General features: G+C 36.3%; 16 protein-coding genes. All 16 read left to right on the forward strand.

Annotated features, from left to right (window positions below; genetic code table 11):
• The first annotated feature begins 3 nt into the window (after positions 1 to 3).
• On the forward strand, positions 4 to 321 hold the full coding sequence (locus tag GTH24_RS14680) for a hypothetical protein (RefSeq protein ID WP_072070801.1): 318 nt from the start codon (positions 4 to 6) through the stop codon (positions 319 to 321).
• A gap of 236 nt (positions 322 to 557) precedes the next feature.
• A complete protein-coding gene (locus GTH24_RS22220; protein ID WP_241253970.1) occupies positions 558 to 713 on the forward strand; it encodes a hypothetical protein in 156 nt (51 codons plus the stop codon).
• Positions 671 to 955: a hypothetical protein gene (locus GTH24_RS14685; protein ID WP_241254093.1), complete on the forward strand. Its 285-nt coding sequence runs from the start codon at positions 671 to 673 to the stop codon at positions 953 to 955. The genes GTH24_RS22220 and GTH24_RS14685 overlap by 43 nt, the downstream gene beginning before the upstream one ends.
• Positions 956 to 1,701: 746 nt before the next feature.
• Entirely contained in the window at positions 1,702 to 2,199 is a 498-nt protein-coding gene (gene tssB / locus GTH24_RS14690; protein WP_072070803.1) for a type VI secretion system contractile sheath small subunit, read from the forward strand.
• Positions 2,200 to 2,219: 20 nt separating this feature from the next.
• Entirely contained in the window at positions 2,220 to 3,698 is a 1,479-nt protein-coding gene (tssC, locus tag GTH24_RS14695) for a type VI secretion system contractile sheath large subunit (RefSeq protein ID WP_072070804.1), read from the forward strand.
• A 5-nt stretch (positions 3,699 to 3,703) separates the two neighbouring features.
• On the forward strand, positions 3,704 to 4,141 hold the full coding sequence (gene tssE / locus GTH24_RS14700; RefSeq protein ID WP_072070805.1) for a type VI secretion system baseplate subunit TssE: 438 nt from the start codon (positions 3,704 to 3,706) through the stop codon (positions 4,139 to 4,141).
• A gap of 1 nt (position 4,142) precedes the next feature.
• Positions 4,143 to 5,927, forward strand: a complete 1,785-nt coding sequence (tssF, locus tag GTH24_RS14705) for a type VI secretion system baseplate subunit TssF (protein WP_164526581.1) — start codon at positions 4,143 to 4,145, stop codon at positions 5,925 to 5,927.
• Complete coding sequence (gene tssG / locus GTH24_RS14710) at positions 5,891 to 6,940, forward strand: type VI secretion system baseplate subunit TssG (RefSeq protein WP_115350744.1); 1,050 nt, start codon at positions 5,891 to 5,893, stop codon at positions 6,938 to 6,940. Before tssF ends, tssG begins: the two co-directional genes overlap by 37 nt.
• Before the next feature lie 5 nt (positions 6,941 to 6,945).
• Positions 6,946 to 8,187, forward strand: coding sequence for a type VI secretion system-associated FHA domain protein TagH (tagH, locus tag GTH24_RS14715; RefSeq protein ID WP_072070808.1), 1,242 nt, complete (start codon positions 6,946 to 6,948; stop codon positions 8,185 to 8,187).
• A 1-nt stretch (position 8,188) separates the two neighbouring features.
• Complete coding sequence (gene tssJ, locus GTH24_RS14720) at positions 8,189 to 8,743, forward strand: type VI secretion system lipoprotein TssJ (RefSeq protein WP_072070809.1); 555 nt, start codon at positions 8,189 to 8,191, stop codon at positions 8,741 to 8,743.
• A gap of 2 nt (positions 8,744 to 8,745) precedes the next feature.
• Positions 8,746 to 10,107, forward strand: a complete 1,362-nt coding sequence (gene tssK / locus GTH24_RS14725) for a type VI secretion system baseplate subunit TssK (protein ID WP_072070810.1) — start codon at positions 8,746 to 8,748, stop codon at positions 10,105 to 10,107.
• A complete protein-coding gene (gene icmH, locus GTH24_RS14730; protein ID WP_072070811.1) occupies positions 10,100 to 10,855 on the forward strand; it encodes a type IVB secretion system protein IcmH/DotU in 756 nt (251 codons plus the stop codon). Before tssK ends, icmH begins: the two co-directional genes overlap by 8 nt.
• Positions 10,856 to 10,864: 9 nt before the next feature.
• On the forward strand, positions 10,865 to 13,501 hold the full coding sequence (tssH, locus tag GTH24_RS14735; RefSeq protein WP_164526582.1) for a type VI secretion system ATPase TssH: 2,637 nt from the start codon (positions 10,865 to 10,867) through the stop codon (positions 13,499 to 13,501).
• Complete coding sequence (locus GTH24_RS14740; RefSeq protein WP_164526583.1) at positions 13,498 to 14,295, forward strand: Fis family transcriptional regulator; 798 nt, start codon at positions 13,498 to 13,500, stop codon at positions 14,293 to 14,295. Before tssH ends, GTH24_RS14740 begins: the two co-directional genes overlap by 4 nt.
• On the forward strand, positions 14,292 to 14,942 hold the full coding sequence (gene vasI, locus GTH24_RS14745) for a type VI secretion system-associated protein VasI (RefSeq protein ID WP_164526584.1): 651 nt from the start codon (positions 14,292 to 14,294) through the stop codon (positions 14,940 to 14,942). The genes GTH24_RS14740 and vasI overlap by 4 nt, the downstream gene beginning before the upstream one ends.
• Before the next feature lie 5 nt (positions 14,943 to 14,947).
• Positions 14,948 to 16,408: a type VI secretion system protein TssA gene (gene tssA, locus GTH24_RS14750; protein WP_164526585.1), complete on the forward strand. Its 1,461-nt coding sequence runs from the start codon at positions 14,948 to 14,950 to the stop codon at positions 16,406 to 16,408.

A 16,408-nucleotide genomic window follows, 5' to 3' on the forward strand; every position in this document is an offset into this window, starting at 1 on the left:
GCTATGATTGAACAATTTGATACACAAATGTTAGAAGTGTTTGGTTTGAAACCCGAAAACTTCGATGTCGACTTTTTGCAATGGACTTATACCTTCATTAAAAAAAGTATAAAACTAGACTTGGTTTACTCCATGGATAAGACAATATCTACTTCATTGTATGTAAACAATACTTTGACTGTTTTTTGTTTTGGATATGGACTAAAGCTACTCAGAATTGATAATGATAAAATATATGGAGAAACTGACTTTAATGGCATTAAAAGATCATTAGAGATTGATCCTCTTAATATCACTTTCAAATGGGAAGATTCTTTTTAGTAAGCGAGTTATTCCTCTTATCTCCTCGCTTACCCAATTTAGTCTTTAGCCGTTTACATACTCAACCATCAGCTCACACATAGAATTTTTTATTTCACTCAATTGCGTTTGCTGTTGGTGGCTTTATTGCCCAATGGTTTGGATGTCTTAATTACAACAATATAGCTCATATCTAAATTTACTTATTTTAGCTATAGTTCTTTTCTCTTCATAAGATACCGATGGCACACCCGCTTATGATTCACAAATTCAGTGGCTCTATCAACCCAATGAAATCACTCCCACAGCCCGTTATCAACGTGGAAAACTGCATTATGTCGTCACTGACCATCAAGGCACCCCACGAGAAATCTTTAGCGAAAAAGGCATTGTCAGTTGGGCGGGACGGTTAAATACCTGGGGGCAAATGGCGTTTTGGCAATCCCATGATAATTATGCCGATAACGACCCAGAATACACTGAATGCCATTTTCTTTTTGCCGGACAATATGAAGATAAAGAAGCAAGTCAAAAAATATATATCAATGTCTCTTACGATCCGTGGAATTGCTCAAGCGCCATTGCCTACCACTATTGCTCAAACTTCAATAATGATATCGAATGGAAAATATTCCATAAACAAAATAAAGGATAATGGTAGCGAGTAAATTACCTTTATTTAAGTTAAATATCATATTATCTATAAATCAGAGATAAGTAATATATCATTTAAAATCTTAACAATCATATTCGAAATGACTTAAGAATTCTTTCTTGTTTTTATCAAATAATTTCACTTAATATTATTCTCTTATATCAAATTTAACTTTCAATCACAACAATAACGACAGGTTACATTATTTTCACTTATATCACAGTTCTATTTTTCATCAAAACAAACATTAAATATAAAAAAATAAAATAAATAACCAACCAGAAATTAAAGTAAAATTAACGTTAAATTTCTTATAGTTATAGAGGTTCGGAATAAATAATTCATAGTGAAATTTCTATTTTCCATATTTACAATTTAAATTAAATATAAATTAATTTATTCCTATCAAGTTGCATAATATGAGTAAAATAGATGAAAAAACTTACTTATAAAGTTAAATCATTATATTTAAATTAAATACGATACTAATTAAATGTAATGAAAAGTAAAAAACATTAAATATTTCTTATTGACTCAAGGACGGTTTTATATAAAACTAAATGTATATATTAGAAAAAATTACTTATTATTTTATTTTTAGTTATTATTTTATTTCTACCAGGAAAATTAAACTCATATAAGGTAATTATATTATTGCCTAGGATAGGTATTTCTTAATTTAAATTATTCATCAAGACGCTGAGTATTTAATTAAGAACTTAAGCTAAATAAGGAGCTTAGTTTAAATGAGTAAAAATACTCTTGGTAGTGTTGCCCCCAAAGAACGTATTAATATCAAATACATCCCAAATGATGGTGGTGTTCAATCTGAAGTCGAATTGCCTTTAAATATGCTTATTGTGGGCGATATGAAGGGAAAGGCGGAAGAAAACCCTATTGAAGATCGTAAAACTGTTTCTATTAATCAGAACAACTTTAATTCAGTTATGGAAAGCGCAGGTATTAATCTAAATATTGCGGTTCCAAATACCTTAGATGAAAAAAGTGAATCTGATCTTAACGTCAATTTAGAGATTAAATCACTACAAGATTTTTCTCCTGATAATATTGCACGCCAAGTTCCTGAGCTAAAAAAACTATTAGAACTAAGAGAAGCGCTCGTTGCGTTAAAAGGCCCTCTTGGCAATATCCCCGCTTTTAGAAAACGTCTGCAAGAACTTCTGGAAAATGAAGCGACGCGCGAACAATTACTGAAAGAACTTGATATTGCTAGCCAAAAATAATGTTTACAGAGGATGACCCTATGTCTTTAGTTAATGACGCTCAACAAGAACAAGTGGCAATATCTGGCGGTTCTTTACTTGACGAAATTATGGCGCAATCAAGAATGTCGCCAGAAACGGAAGCCTATGATATTGCTAAACAAGGCGTTGCTGCTTTTATTAGTAATATTTTTGCTAATCCGTCAGAAGAAGAGTCTATTAATAAGCTTTTAATTGATAAAATGCTCGTTGAGCTGGACTCTCAATTAAGTGCCCAAGTTGACCAAATTTTACATGCACCAAAATTTCAAGAAATTGAGTCATCATGGCGTTCATTAAAATTACTCGTTGATCGTACTGACTTCCGTGAAAACATTAAAATCAATATTTTACATGCAACGAAAGAAGAACTATTAGAAGATTTTGAATTCTCACCAGAAATTGTTCAATCCGGTTTTTATCAACATGTTTACTCTTCTGGCTATGGCCAATTTGGTGGTGAACCTGTCGCGACAGTCATTGGTAACTATGCATTTAATAACACCACACCTGACTTAAAATTAATGCAATATGTTAGTGCAGTGGGTGCGATGGCTCATGCTCCCTTTATTTCATCCGTTTCACCTAATTTCTTAGGTATTAATAGCTATGCTGAACTGCCTGCTATTAAAGATCTTAAATCTGTTTTTGAAGGCCCTGCTCATACGAAATGGCGTTCATTACGCGAGTCTGAAGATGCTCGTTATTTAGGTTTAACAGCACCTCGTTTTTTAGTGCGCTTACCTTATTCGCCGACAGAGAATCCCATTAAATTATTTAATTACTCTGAAGATGTGAAGCAAGATCATGAGCATTATTTATGGGGTAATACTGCATTCTTATTAGCAAGTTGCATTAATGATAGTTTTGCCAAATATCGCTGGTGCCCAAATATTATTGGCCCTCAAAGTGGCGGTACTGTTGGTGATTTGCCTGTGCATAATTTTGAAGCAATGGGTGAATTACAAACTAAAATTCCAACAGAAGTTTTAGTTACTGACAGACGCGAATTTGAATTAGCCGAAGAAGGTTTTATCACTTTAACAATGCGTAAAGGTAGTGATAATGCTGCATTTTTCTCTGCAAACTCGGTACAAAAACCGAAAAACTACCCTAATACGCGTGAAGGAAAATTAGCGGAAACTAACTATAAGTTAGGAACTCAGCTTCCTTACATGTTTATTATCAATCGATTAGCACACTATATTAAAGTACTACAACGTGAACAAATTGGCTCATGGAAAGAGCGTCAAGATCTTGAGCGAGAGCTTAATATCTGGCTAAAACAATATATTGCAGATCAGGAAAATCCACCAGCAGACGTTCGTAGTAGACGCCCTCTTCGCTCAGCACAAATCCAAGTTTTGGATGTTGATGGTGATCCGGGTTGGTATCAAGTGGCTATTCAAGTTCGCCCTCATTTTAAATATATGGGTGCAAACTTTGAATTATCTCTTGTTGGTCGCTTAGATAAGGAATAAGTGCGATGACAGCTCTGTATAACTTGGAAGATAATCCCACTTCCAGTTTATTTGAGCGCATACAAGGGAAGAGCGTAGGCTCTTCCCAACGCGCAAAAATCCAAGCGTTACTCATGTCAATTAAGCAAAATTTGAATCAGGTTTTAAATAGTAGACCTTTGGGTTGCCAAAGTACTCCCGCTTTAGGAGTTCCTGATTTAAATGATGCGACATTAACAGGAGTCGATTTCAAGGTTCATTTATCCAATATTATTGCAGATTGCATTACCACTTATGAACCAAGAATAACTAATGTCACTGTTCATTTTATAGAAAATGAAGCAGAACCATTGTCACTGCAATTTAGTATTACTGCTTTTATTTTATTAGAAAATCAAAAGCAACTTATTGAATTTAACGTGCAATTAGACAGTAACCGTAGATACCAATTGACGCAATTTTAATATGTATTCAAATCACTATTTTGATAATGAATTAAGCTATCTCGATAAGCTTGAACTATATGTTGCAACTGAAAAACCACAACTTATTAATCAAATATCTGAAAAAGTGCGTGATCCTGATGCAGCACGCCTTTTAGATGGTATTGCTTATTTATCAGGCAATTTGCGAGAACAAATAGATAGACAATTTCCTGAACTAACAAACAGTTTAGTGAATATGTTATGGCCTGCTTACGCTCGCCCATTTCCTAGTATGACGGTTATGGAATATCGCACAGAGCCATCTCAAGAATACGCTATTAAAATAACCAAAGGGCAACCGTTTATAAGCCACCCATTATATGTTCAAAATGACTTGGCTCAAAATGATGATGATAATTGGCATCAATGCCAATTTACACAATGTCGCAATTTATGGGTTCTACCAATACAAATAACGCATATTACTCAAAATAAAGATACGCTGGATATTCATTTTTCTCTAAACCAATTACAGTCGCTAGCAGCAGTTGGCTTAGAGAAACTGTGTATTTACCTTAATGGGTTCTCTTATACAACGACCCAATTATTTTATTTATTAAATAGCAAAATCAAAAAAGCAAAAATAACCACAGTTAAACATCAAATTACATTAGAACATTTTTCTGTTGAGCCTATTGGCTTTCATGCTGAAGACTCCCTTTTGCCTTATCCTAAAAATAGCTATGAAGGATATCGCTTATTACAAGAGTATTTTTGTTTTCCTGAAGCATTTTTGTCTCTAGCTATAAAAGGATTAGACAATCTCCCTTCAGCCCTAAAATCAGATGCTTTTACATTATCAATTCAATTTGAATATGATATTCCAGAAGCAATGCTTATCACTGAAGAAAACATCAAAATTAATTGCGTACCTGCCGTTAACCTATTTAAATCTGAGAGTGAGGCGATTAATTTAACGGGAAAAGAAACGGAATATGTTCTGAATAAAAGCCATAAAAAACAAGATTGCTATGATATTTTTTCAATAAATACCATTCAAGGTTGGCGCTATATTCCTAATCAGAAGTCCTATATTACTCGTTACACTGCTTTTGAAAGCTTTCATCATCAAAATAATCAAGAGAACCCAGAAAGAACGGGCTATTATCGCTTAAAAATCGCACACCATAAATCTAATTATGGTTATCAACATACCTTGTCTTTTGTACGAAATAATGAAGAAAATTTACTCGACTGTGAAGAGAGTATTTCTGTCTCAATGAACTGTACTAATCGTACTTTAGCCTCTTCATTGTCGTCCCATTCAATAAGGTTTGATGAGCATACCGCTATTTCTGGCATTTTATCTACCAGTAATATTATTAAACCAACAAAAGCGCTTTATCCTTTATTAGGAAATACGCTGTATTGGTCTGAATTGACTAATTTATCCATTAATTATCAATCTTTATTAAGTTTGACGGCACTTAAACAAATTTTACAGTTATATGATTTTAAAGCGACTTTTTATCAACAATCTGCACGTCAGTCCCAAAAGTGTCTTGATGCAATCACTGATTTAAAAACAGAATCTATCGAATACTTATATAAAGGTTTGCCTGTCCGAGGCGTAAAAACAACATTATCAATACACCAAAATGCGTTTATTTCAGAAGGCGCCATGTATCTATTTTGTTCTGTATTAGCACAATTTTTTACTCTTTATACCAGCGTTAATATGTTTCATGAGTTGGAAGTGATTAATTTAGATAATAAGGAAATTTATCTTTGGCCAGCGAAAATAAATCAGCAAATACTCAAATAACAGATATTGATAAAATACAAAGCTGGCTAAATAAAAAAGCGGGCAAATCTGTTACTGAATACAGTTTTTATCAATTAGTTGAGTTGCTTAATAAATTTCATGCTCAAAAAACAGCATTCAATAATGAAAGCTTTATTCAGTTTAGATCAAGCGCTAATACGGCATTTCCAACTCGAGATGTTGTTTCCTTGCGCCAAGATGAACAAGGTCTGTTTGATTTAGAAGTTTCCTTTTTAGGATTACATGGTAGCCAATCACCATTACCAGGTTATTACCTTGATCATTTCGCATGGGAGGAAGCACAGCAAGCAAATCAATTAACGGATTATCTTAATTTATTTAATCATCGCTTAGTCACATTACTTCATCGTATATGGCGTAAATATCGCTATTACATTTGCTTTGAAGATGGTGGCCATGATGCATTTTCTCGTTATATGTTTTCACTTGTGGGGTTAGGAAGTGAAACCAATCGTGGCATGATGAATATCAACCACAGCAAAATGCTTGCTTATGCCGGATTACTTGCTAGCCCAAGTCGTTCTCCTGATGTTATTTGTAGCTTAATTTCTCACTGTTTTGATTTAGAGAAAGTTGAATTAATCGGATGGGAAATACGCAAAGTACCTATTCCAGAAGATCAACAAAATCGTTTGGGCATTGTTACTCGTCATTCAGGACAGAAATCTCGACCTAAAATGGTTTTAGGTGAGAATTTTAATATTGGCTCTCATATCTATGATTGCAATGGAAAATGCACTATTGAAATCAGTGAATTATCCATTGAACGCTATATGTCGTTTCTTCCCAATGGCAAAGATTTTTTGTCACTCATTACTTTTGTTTCTTACATCATGCACGAGCAACTTGCGTGGGATTTACGCCTACGTATTGCGGACAAACAAACGAATGGAATTTGCCTAGGCAGAGCACAACACAACCAATTAGGTTGGCAAAGCTTTCTAGGAAAACCTGAAGCCAATCCCAGTATGACAATGACTATTTTGGAATAATATTTATGGATAATTATTTACCCACAATCTCTTTTCGCTTAATCAATAGTGAGCTGCTTGAAAGTGGCTATGTACCGAATAGTCAATTTACTCAACTTGGTGGCACAATTGGTAGTAGTCAACAATCTCACTGGGTAATACAAGATACTCAATCTTCTATTGCAGCCACACAATGCGCTATTGTTTGGCAAGATAAGCAGTTTTGTTTAAAAACGCTTTCAGAACCTATTTATATTAATAATGCTCTGATCCCCATAGATATTGGCGCTGTTTGTTTATCTCAAAGCGATCAAGTCAAGATTGGCCAATTAGTCTTGTCTGTTAATATTAATTTAACGCAAAACGATAAATCGGATCTTATGGCAATGACACCACAATCTTTGATTGTGACTGATGATAATCCGTTAGATCCCTTACTACAAAAAAACACGTCCTCTGCTCATAAAGCAGAAAATTATATGCCTTTAGCCCCAACAGTTTCAGGTGCAATGACGCATGATCCATTAAAAGCCCTTGAAAGAGAAAGCCTTGAGCTTATTCAGTCATCTTATTCTAACTCACACCACCACTCGCTTTCTTCGCCTCATTCAGATAATCAGGGAGCTTTTATGGTTCAGGAATTTATGGATTTACCCGAAATGACATCTCAGGATAATGAGATAAATGCAGACGTTGATTATGTTGCGATTAATCCATTAATGAAGGGGTTAGGTGTACACCTTAACTTGCAAAACTCTCAGCAAGCGAATGATTTTCTCATTGAATTAGGAAAAACAACACAATCAGCAATTAAAGGCTTATTGGCATTACAGCAGCAAGGTAATTTACAAGATAAACAACTGCGGCCAATCGAAGATAATCCTCTTCGTTTAAATAACCAATATGACAATGTAATGCGCTTAATGTTTACGGATGAACGTAGTCCAGTGCATTTATCTGCACCTTCAGCCGTGGCAGAAAGCCTACATAATGTGCAACTACATTATCATGCCAATCAAGAGGCGATTTCAGCTGCATTAGCTACCCTTTTAGATGCATTTTCTCCAGAGCATTTATTAAAACGCTTTTCTCATTATCGCCGTAGTTACGATAACAATCCAAATGATAGTGCTTGGGCTTGGGATATGTATACCAATTATTACAATGAGTTAGCCTCATCCCGCCAAAAAGGTTTTGAGAAGCTGTTTTACGAGGTTTATACCCACGCTTATGACCGAGCCTTAAGAAAAGGGCTTGATGAGGTGTGATATGTCGATAAAAACACTCATGGCTTATCTCTTTCTTATTTTTGCAAGCACTCAACTTAGTGGGTGTAGTGGCCCGATTGAAGCAATATCAAAAATAGGCAAAGTCATGTGGGACCCTTCAACGCCTGTAGGAGCCGAAAAAGAACAACCGTCAGTCGTTGCATTCACATTATTAGCAGAGCCAGAAATTAATCCTAACGATCAAGGAGAGGCAACCCCTGTTCAATTACAAATTGTTTATATGAATGAAGATTCGATCTTTGCCTCTTTAGATCAAGACCAAATTATTGAAGAAGATTGTGATCTGAAAAAGCTATTAAAAAGAAATTATATCGATCATCAAGATTACACTCTTTTGCCTGATCAATATAAGCCTCTCGATCTCATTGAATTAGATAAAAAAAATAAATATATCGGGATCATTGCTTATTACTCTGATGTCAATATTACTCAATGGAAAAAAGTACTGAAAATCAATGGAATTGGTCGTCATTACAATCTACTAGTCCATATCAAAGAAAATGAAATTGAATTTAGAAAAGAAGAGGAACAATAACAGTGTCAACAAAAAATAAAGTGATATGGCATGAAGGGTTGTTTATTAAACCTCAACATTTTCAGCAACAGCAACGTTATCAAGATTATATTATTGAAACGCTGATAAAAACCTATCACGCTCATTACTATGGCCTAGGCCAACTAACGCTAAATACTGAATTATTAAGTCTTGGTCGTATTGGACTGAAAGAAGCCGCCGGCATTATGCCTGATGGCACGCTATTTTCTATTCCACAACAAGATAATCTTCCTTCACCTATTGATATTTCACAACTTCATGAAGGCAGTGACAATGTTGTCTATTTAGCATTGCCATTACAAAACAGCACAGTTAGTGAAATTTCTCATTCCCATAATGGCGGCAATCATTTGTTAGCCCGTTATAGCGATGTGTTAACACAAGTACGTGATTTACATACTGAAAATGGAGACATTAGCCAGCTTAATATTGCGAAACTCAATCCTATCTTGAAATTAGGAAAAACAGAGTTAGACGCTTATGTAATGCTTCCGATTTGCAAAATAAGAGAAATCAGTGCTGATGGAAGTTTAATTCTAGATAAAAACTTCATTCCTACCTGCTTAAATTCAAGAATTTGCCCTATTTTATCGGAATTTTTAGCTGAAGTTGAAGGTGCATTATTTGAACGAGGCCGTCAAATAGCCGAACGAATAGGCTCTCCAGGTCAGCAAGGAATTGCCGATGTGGCTGAATTTATGATGTTACAGCTCCTTAATCGCGCTTATCCTCAATTTTCACATTTATCTAAACAGACAGTGGTCCATCCAGAACAGCTTTTCAGGGAACTATTACAATTTAGTGGCGAAATTCAAACATTTACTAATGGCTCTCGTTTGCCTGATAAATTGCCGATTTATCGTCACTATGATTTAGCATCAGCCTTTTTGCCCCTGATTAAATCCATTCGACAAGCATTAAGTGTTGTTCTAACACCAAGAGCAGTACCGATCCCATTACAAAAACAAGAGCATGGTATTCGAGTTGCGACAATTCATGATAAGCAACTTCTACAAAGTGCTGAATTTATTATTGCAGTGCGCGCTCAGTTACCTCAAGAGCAACTACGCCGACAATTTGCACAACAGGCTAAAGTGACTTCAGTGAATCAAATCCGTGATTTAGTCAGTGTTCAGATGCCTGGTGTTGGTTTTATTGCTTTATCAACTGCACCTCGTCAATTGCCTTATCACTCAGGCTATACCTATTTCCGCTTAGATCCGCAAGGCGAGTCTTGGGCTGATATACAAAAATACGGAAATATTGCATTTCACGTATCAGGGCAATTCCCTGAACTTGATATTCAACTTTGGGCAATAAGAAGTGGAACGCAATATGAGTGATCAATCATTAATCCAAGAGATCGCTGAAAAAAAAGTAGGTCATAAATCATATCAATTGCCATTACGCGGTAACAACATTAACCCAATGATTGATGCCGCAACGCCATTATTGGGCATGGTAATTAGAATGAAATCAATGTCTGCAACGCCACTATCAGACAAACTTTTTCAGCAAGTTGTGACTGATATTCAAGCCATTGAGCAACAACTTCAAACTCACGGCTATGAACCGGGCGCGATTGTTTCATTTCGTTATGTGTTATGCACATTTATTGATGAGGCGGCATTAGAGTTAGGTTGGGATCAAGATAACGATTGGGTAAAACAATCCTTACTCGTTCATTTCCACAATGAATCTTGGGGTGGCGAAAAAGTTTTCGTATTAATTGAGCGCTTATTAGGTGAGCCAAAACGCTACCTCGATTTATTAGAGTTTATTTATCTGTGCTTATGCCTTGGTTATCGCGGTCGCTATAAAGTCAGCAATGGCTATGGGGATGACTTTAATAAATTACTTCGTCAACTTCAAAAACAAATCCAACAACTTAAAGACGATCCTCAGTCTGTTATTTTATATAAAGAAAATGGAAATAAATCACATCAATACCGCTTAGGACAACGCTTTGGCGTTCGTTATATCGCCATTGGCTCATTGATCTTCGCCACCATTATTTACACTGTTTATGCTTCTAGATTGAGACATCAAACTCTCAATATTTTGGAACAGCTTAATACTCTTCTTAGCTAGGACGCCCTTATGATCCAGATTGATCTCTCAACATTAGTAAATAGACTTCACCCTATTGCTAAACATGCTTTAGAAAATGCAGCTGCGTTTTGTGTAAGCCACCAGCAACTCGAAATTACAGTAGACCAATTATTACAACAACTGCTGGAGACTCCACTAACGGATATCCGCACTATCTTTAATAAGGTTGATATCAATCCCACTGAATTAACTGAGCTTTTAAATATCCACACAGTACAACAACAGAGCGTGACACAAAGTTATCCTAACTTTTCACCTCTGTTAGTAGAATGGCTAAAAGATAGCTGGCTACTGGCTTCGGCAGAACTTAGCCATAATGAATTACGCTCAGGTGCTTTGTTGCTCACTTTATTGCAAATACCCCATCGTTATCTCTCAAAAGCGGCGGCGGAATTACTATCGCAAATTAATCGAGAACAACTCAAACTCAATTTTAATGAATGGACACTAACATCTGCTGAAGCACCAATAACAAAAGCGAATAAATCAGCACACAAAAATGTTCAGTCTGATCCTATTTTGTCACGTTTTACACAAAATATGACGCAACAAGCAAGAGATAACCAACTCGACCCTGTTTTATGTCGCGATCATGAAATTGATTTAATGATTGATATTCTCTGTCGTCGTCGGAAAAATAACCCCGTGGTGGTCGGTGAAGCTGGTGTGGGTAAAAGTGCCTTAATTGAAGGGTTAGCTTTACGTATTATTGCGGGTGAAATTCCCGAAAAACTCAAAGAATGTGAGTTATTAACACTGGATTTAGGTGCATTACAAGCAGGCGCTGCTGTTAAAGGAGAGTTTGAAAAACGCTTTAAAGGCATTATGCAAGAAGTGGCACAATCACCTACTCCTATTATCTTATTTATTGATGAAGCCCATACCTTGATTGGTGCTGGAAATCAGCAAGGAGGCTTAGATATCTCCAATTTGCTAAAACCTGCATTAGCCCGTGGTGAATTAAGTACCATTGCCGCAACAACATGGAGTGAGTATAAAAAATACTTTGAAAAAGATGCGGCATTAGCGCGCCGTTTCCAACTTGTTCAAGTCAAAGAACCCACCGCAGACGAAGCCATTATTATTATGCGTGGATTGCGCTCTATTTATGAAAAAGCACATCACGTCTTTATTGATGATGAAGCACTTTGTGCATCAGCACAATTAAGTGAACGCTATCTTTCAGGACGCCAACTTCCTGATAAAGCCATTGATGTACTTGATACTGCTTGTGCTCGCGCAGCGATCAATCTTTCGACACCCCCTAAACAATTATCAGCCTTAAAAACACAACGTCACCAAACCAAGATGGAATTTGACGTATTAATGCGTGAACAGCAATTAGGTTTAAAAGATCACTCAGAACGTTTAGTGATATTAGAAACACAATCTGTTGATATAGATTCACAAATAGATATATTGCAACAAGCGTTGGAAAAACAGAAAAATATTGTTCGTGAAATTATCGAATTACGTTCAACATTACTATCAACATTAGCTGAACCATTTGAAGAAGAAGCAAACAGTGACAGCACTGAAAATAATAATGATGGGCTGAAATCTCGATTAAACGCGCTAAATGAAGAGTTAAATGAATTACATCAACACTCTCTATTAGTCTCTCCTCATGTAGATAAAAAACAAATTGCTGCAGTGATTGCGGAATGGACAGGCGTACCTCTTAATCGCTTATCACAAGATGCATTACAAGTAGTGACAGAGCTACCAACCTACCTTGAGCAAAGCATTAAAGGTCAATCAGTTGCAATCAAACATCTTCATAAGCATTTATTAACAGCTCGTGCCGATTTACGCCGTTCAGGCCGTCCATTGGGGGCATTCTTATTAGCAGGACCAAGTGGCGTTGGTAAAACAGAAACCGTCATTCAAATTGCTCAGTTGATGTTTGGTGGAACACAATATCTCACCACGATCAACATGTCAGAGTTTCAAGAAAAACATACTGTTTCTCGCCTTATTGGTTCACCACCAGGTTATGTGGGTTATGGTGAAGGCGGAGTATTAACCGAAGCTATTCGCAAAAAGCCTTATTCCGTTGTCCTGCTGGACGAAGTAGAAAAAGCACACCCCGATGTTTTAAATCTTTTTTATCAAGCCTTTGATAAAGGAGAATTAGCCGACGGTGAAGGTCGTGTTATTGACTGTAAAAACGTTGCATTTTTCCTGACATCTAATTTAGGTGATCACGTCATTATGGCTAATGCTGACAAACCAGATGAATTACATGATGCGCTCTATCCCGAATTAACTACCTTCTTTAAACCCGCACTTTTAGCGCGGATGGAAGTGATCCCATTCTTACCGTTAACGCAGGTTATTCTCAAAGAAATTATTACTCACAAACTAACTCGTTTGACCCAATTGCTTACACAACGTTTTCACGCAGAGATCAAGCTGGAAGAGACCGTTTCCGATGAAATATTACAACGTGCTTCACGAGCAGAAAATGGTGCAAGAATTTTAGAATCCATTATTGATGGTGCGTTATTACCCCCTCTTTCACTTCTTCTATTGCAACACAGTGCGAAAAATGAAGACATCAGGACGATACGGTTATCAACACAAGATAACCAATTCATTGCTGAGGTCAATGTAGAACTATGAAGCACAGACTGAAAAATGCGCTCTCTCTCTTAACTTGTTTAGATGTGGACTCACTGACCAGCCAATTTCTTGAGCTGAGTATGCCTCGTAGTCCATTCAGCGCACTCATTGTTTCAATGATTAATAAATCAGAGAACCGCTTAGAGAGCTGGAGTATTGATCTTAGTGAAAAAGTAGAGAAAAAACATTTGGATGTCGATATTACAGAAGCAGATCACCCGTTGATCCAGCTTCTATCACAACCACAACCTATTCTCTGGAATGATTTAAAACAAGGCAGTTATATTAGCGATCATGCTTTACAGCAATTTATCGCCAAACAACCTGTGCATTGCGGACTGTTTAGTATTCCCTTTGTTGATCTTAATAATAAACCTTATGGGCTAATTATTATGTTAGGGGAAAATCTCGATGAAACGGTTTATGAGCAAGGTATTTTTTCTATTTACTGCAATGTATTTCATCATCAATTAAAAAGTATTTTAGCATTTTCTCAATCACAACAGAAAATTGCCGATCTGCAATATTTATTGAAATTACAACAAGAAAAAGAAGAGAAAATAAATAAAACCTTACTTTCATTATCCGTATCAAATTTAACTCCAATACAAATTCCAATTCATTCTTTTGCTGAGGTGAACGATCTTACTTTAGCCACAGAACGTTATGAAGCCTCGATTCTGCGTTACCAACAAGAAAACAACAATGACGATCTCAATTTAATCGCTGAAAACTTAAATATTTCAAAGCGATCACTTTTATATAAATTAAAAAAATATGGGTGTCTTAAATGATTTATTCACGACCAGTTTATTTCATTTTTCTCGCTCTCTTTTCAATAAGTCACGTTTTTGCACAAGAGCAAGGAAATAAAACCAACCATACTGAACTAGCTCTCTTTGAGTGTCGTGAAGAGGCATCTCAACTTATTCGTTTATCTTGCTATGACCAAATTAACATTGGGAACAAACCAGTTTCTATTGTTGATGTAAGTGCGATGGGCAATATTTGGCGTTTAGCGGTAGAACATGAAATGAAACGTGAAAATCACACTGCTGGGTTTATGGTCACTGTTCATAATAAAGGCACTTATCCCGTTATTATGACTATTCCAGCAATGGGGTATTTGCCTCCTCGCCCCATTCTTATGTTGAGTTGTATCGATAACATCACCCGTATGCAAATTGCACTAGCAAAAAAACAAACAGCAGGAAATGTCCTACTAATAACAGACAAGGCCCAATTAAGTAGTGAATGGTTTCTACGGGAAGATGGTTATCTGCTTGAGGCGAGTCGCGGGCTTTCTGGTATAGATGAAATCAAGCAACTGCTCTCTAGCACAAAATTAACTATCAAATTAGCAAATGATGAGCAACTAACCTTTAATATTTCAGGCATTAACGAAGAGATAAAACCTCTGCGTTCAGCCTGTCATTGGTGATAATAATGACAACAAAAACGCTCTGTACATGGAGAGAACAACTTTTAGCACCTTTGGATGAAGCCAAAGTGAGTAGCCAACTTGATGAAAATAGCCCTGATTGGGAATATATCGAAAGTGAAATGATAAAATTTGGCTCACTAAGCCACAGCACTTTAGATATTGATGATATTCAGCGTCGAGCATTACAACTCTTTGCTACACAAACTAAAGATTTTCGCTTACTTGTACATTTATTAAGAACGCTACAACACGCAGGTATTCCCGAAGAACTTGTGATTGCATCAACAATTGCAAGTACCTATATGCAACATTATTGGGATACCAGCTATCCTAGTCACTCTCGGTTAAAACTTCGTTTAGCACAACAAATTCTTAAACGTTTTGAAACCGTAAAAAATAATTTTTGCCAGCAAGCCACGCCCGAACAACGCGATGAGATCTTAGGTGAATTTGCTTATTTAGCACAATTTTGGCATTCCAGTCAGCCTAATTTATCTACACAAGTGGATGAATTAATCCGAGCATTTCAACGTATAGACAATACGCAAAAACCCGCCCTTGCAGTTATAGAAAGTGTCAAAGTAGAAACTGCAAATAAAATAAAAACATCACCAGAAACATCAGCGAACATGACTCCTGCTCCTGTAATACAGCAACATCATGTTGATATTAATCAACATGATGATCGCCAATGGAAACAGACATTATTAAAAGTTGCAGGCATTCTCTGTGAACAAGCGCAAAGTGACGCTGTGGGTTATCGTTTACGCCGATATGCTATCTGGCACAACATTCAAACACTTCCGATAAGTGATAAACAAGGCAAAACCCCGTTAGCAGCGGTAGCAATTGATAGAGTGACCGATTACAAAGCGCAACTCTCACAGCCGTCTATCTCACTACTCAATGATATTGAGCAAAGCTTAACGCTAGCGCCTTATTGGTTAGATGGGCATTTTATGGCTGCTCAAACCGCACAATTATTAGGGCTAATTGATGTTTCATCAGCAATTGCTCAAGAGCTTTCACTGTTTTTAATAAGATTACCTCAGCTTAATCATCTCTATTTCGCTGATATGACTCCTTTTATTTCAGAAGAAACTCATCAATGGCTGGGGAGTTTAGAAAATCAAGCTAACAATAAAGTAAGCCCTTCATTATCACTACACAATGAGCAACAAGAAATTATGGATTGCTTTGAACAAGAAGGTCTTAATGCCGCATTATTAATGATTGATAACGCTATTTCAGTAACGACTGAACCCCGTCAACGGTTTTATCTACAGTTACTTTCTGCACAACTTTTTGAAGCATCAAAAATGAGTTCTATTGCAAATGTTTATTTTAATCAGCTTTATCATGATGCGCTTCGGTATTCATTATCAGAGTGGGAACCCAATTTATTAAATCAATTGGCATCAAAAATGGAACATCAACAGAACTCGTTTTCTCATAGGGAATAA

Origin of the sequence: Proteus vulgaris, from assembly GCF_011045815.1 — a bacterium.
Lineage (GTDB): Bacteria > Pseudomonadota > Gammaproteobacteria > Enterobacterales > Enterobacteriaceae > Proteus > Proteus vulgaris_B.

Coding starts and splice junctions, on each gene's coding strand:
- tssF (WP_164526581.1), top strand. CDS start 4,143: ATGTATTCAAATCACTATTTTGATAATGAATTAAGCTATCTCGATAAG.
- GTH24_RS14680 (WP_072070801.1), top strand. CDS start 4: ATGATTGAACAATTTGATACACAAATGTTAGAAGTGTTTGGTTTGAAA.
- tagH (WP_072070808.1), top strand. CDS start 6,946: ATGGATAATTATTTACCCACAATCTCTTTTCGCTTAATCAATAGTGAG.
- GTH24_RS14740 (WP_164526583.1), top strand. CDS start 13,498: ATGAAGCACAGACTGAAAAATGCGCTCTCTCTCTTAACTTGTTTAGAT.
- tssE (WP_072070805.1), top strand. CDS start 3,704: ATGACAGCTCTGTATAACTTGGAAGATAATCCCACTTCCAGTTTATTT.
- tssH (WP_164526582.1), top strand. CDS start 10,865: ATGATCCAGATTGATCTCTCAACATTAGTAAATAGACTTCACCCTATT.
- tssJ (WP_072070809.1), top strand. CDS start 8,189: ATGTCGATAAAAACACTCATGGCTTATCTCTTTCTTATTTTTGCAAGC.
- vasI (WP_164526584.1), top strand. CDS start 14,292: ATGATTTATTCACGACCAGTTTATTTCATTTTTCTCGCTCTCTTTTCA.
- tssA (WP_164526585.1), top strand. CDS start 14,948: ATGACAACAAAAACGCTCTGTACATGGAGAGAACAACTTTTAGCACCT.
- tssC (WP_072070804.1), top strand. CDS start 2,220: ATGTCTTTAGTTAATGACGCTCAACAAGAACAAGTGGCAATATCTGGC.
- GTH24_RS22220 (WP_241253970.1), top strand. CDS start 558: ATGATTCACAAATTCAGTGGCTCTATCAACCCAATGAAATCACTCCCA.
- icmH (WP_072070811.1), top strand. CDS start 10,100: ATGAGTGATCAATCATTAATCCAAGAGATCGCTGAAAAAAAAGTAGGT.
- tssB (WP_072070803.1), top strand. CDS start 1,702: ATGAGTAAAAATACTCTTGGTAGTGTTGCCCCCAAAGAACGTATTAAT.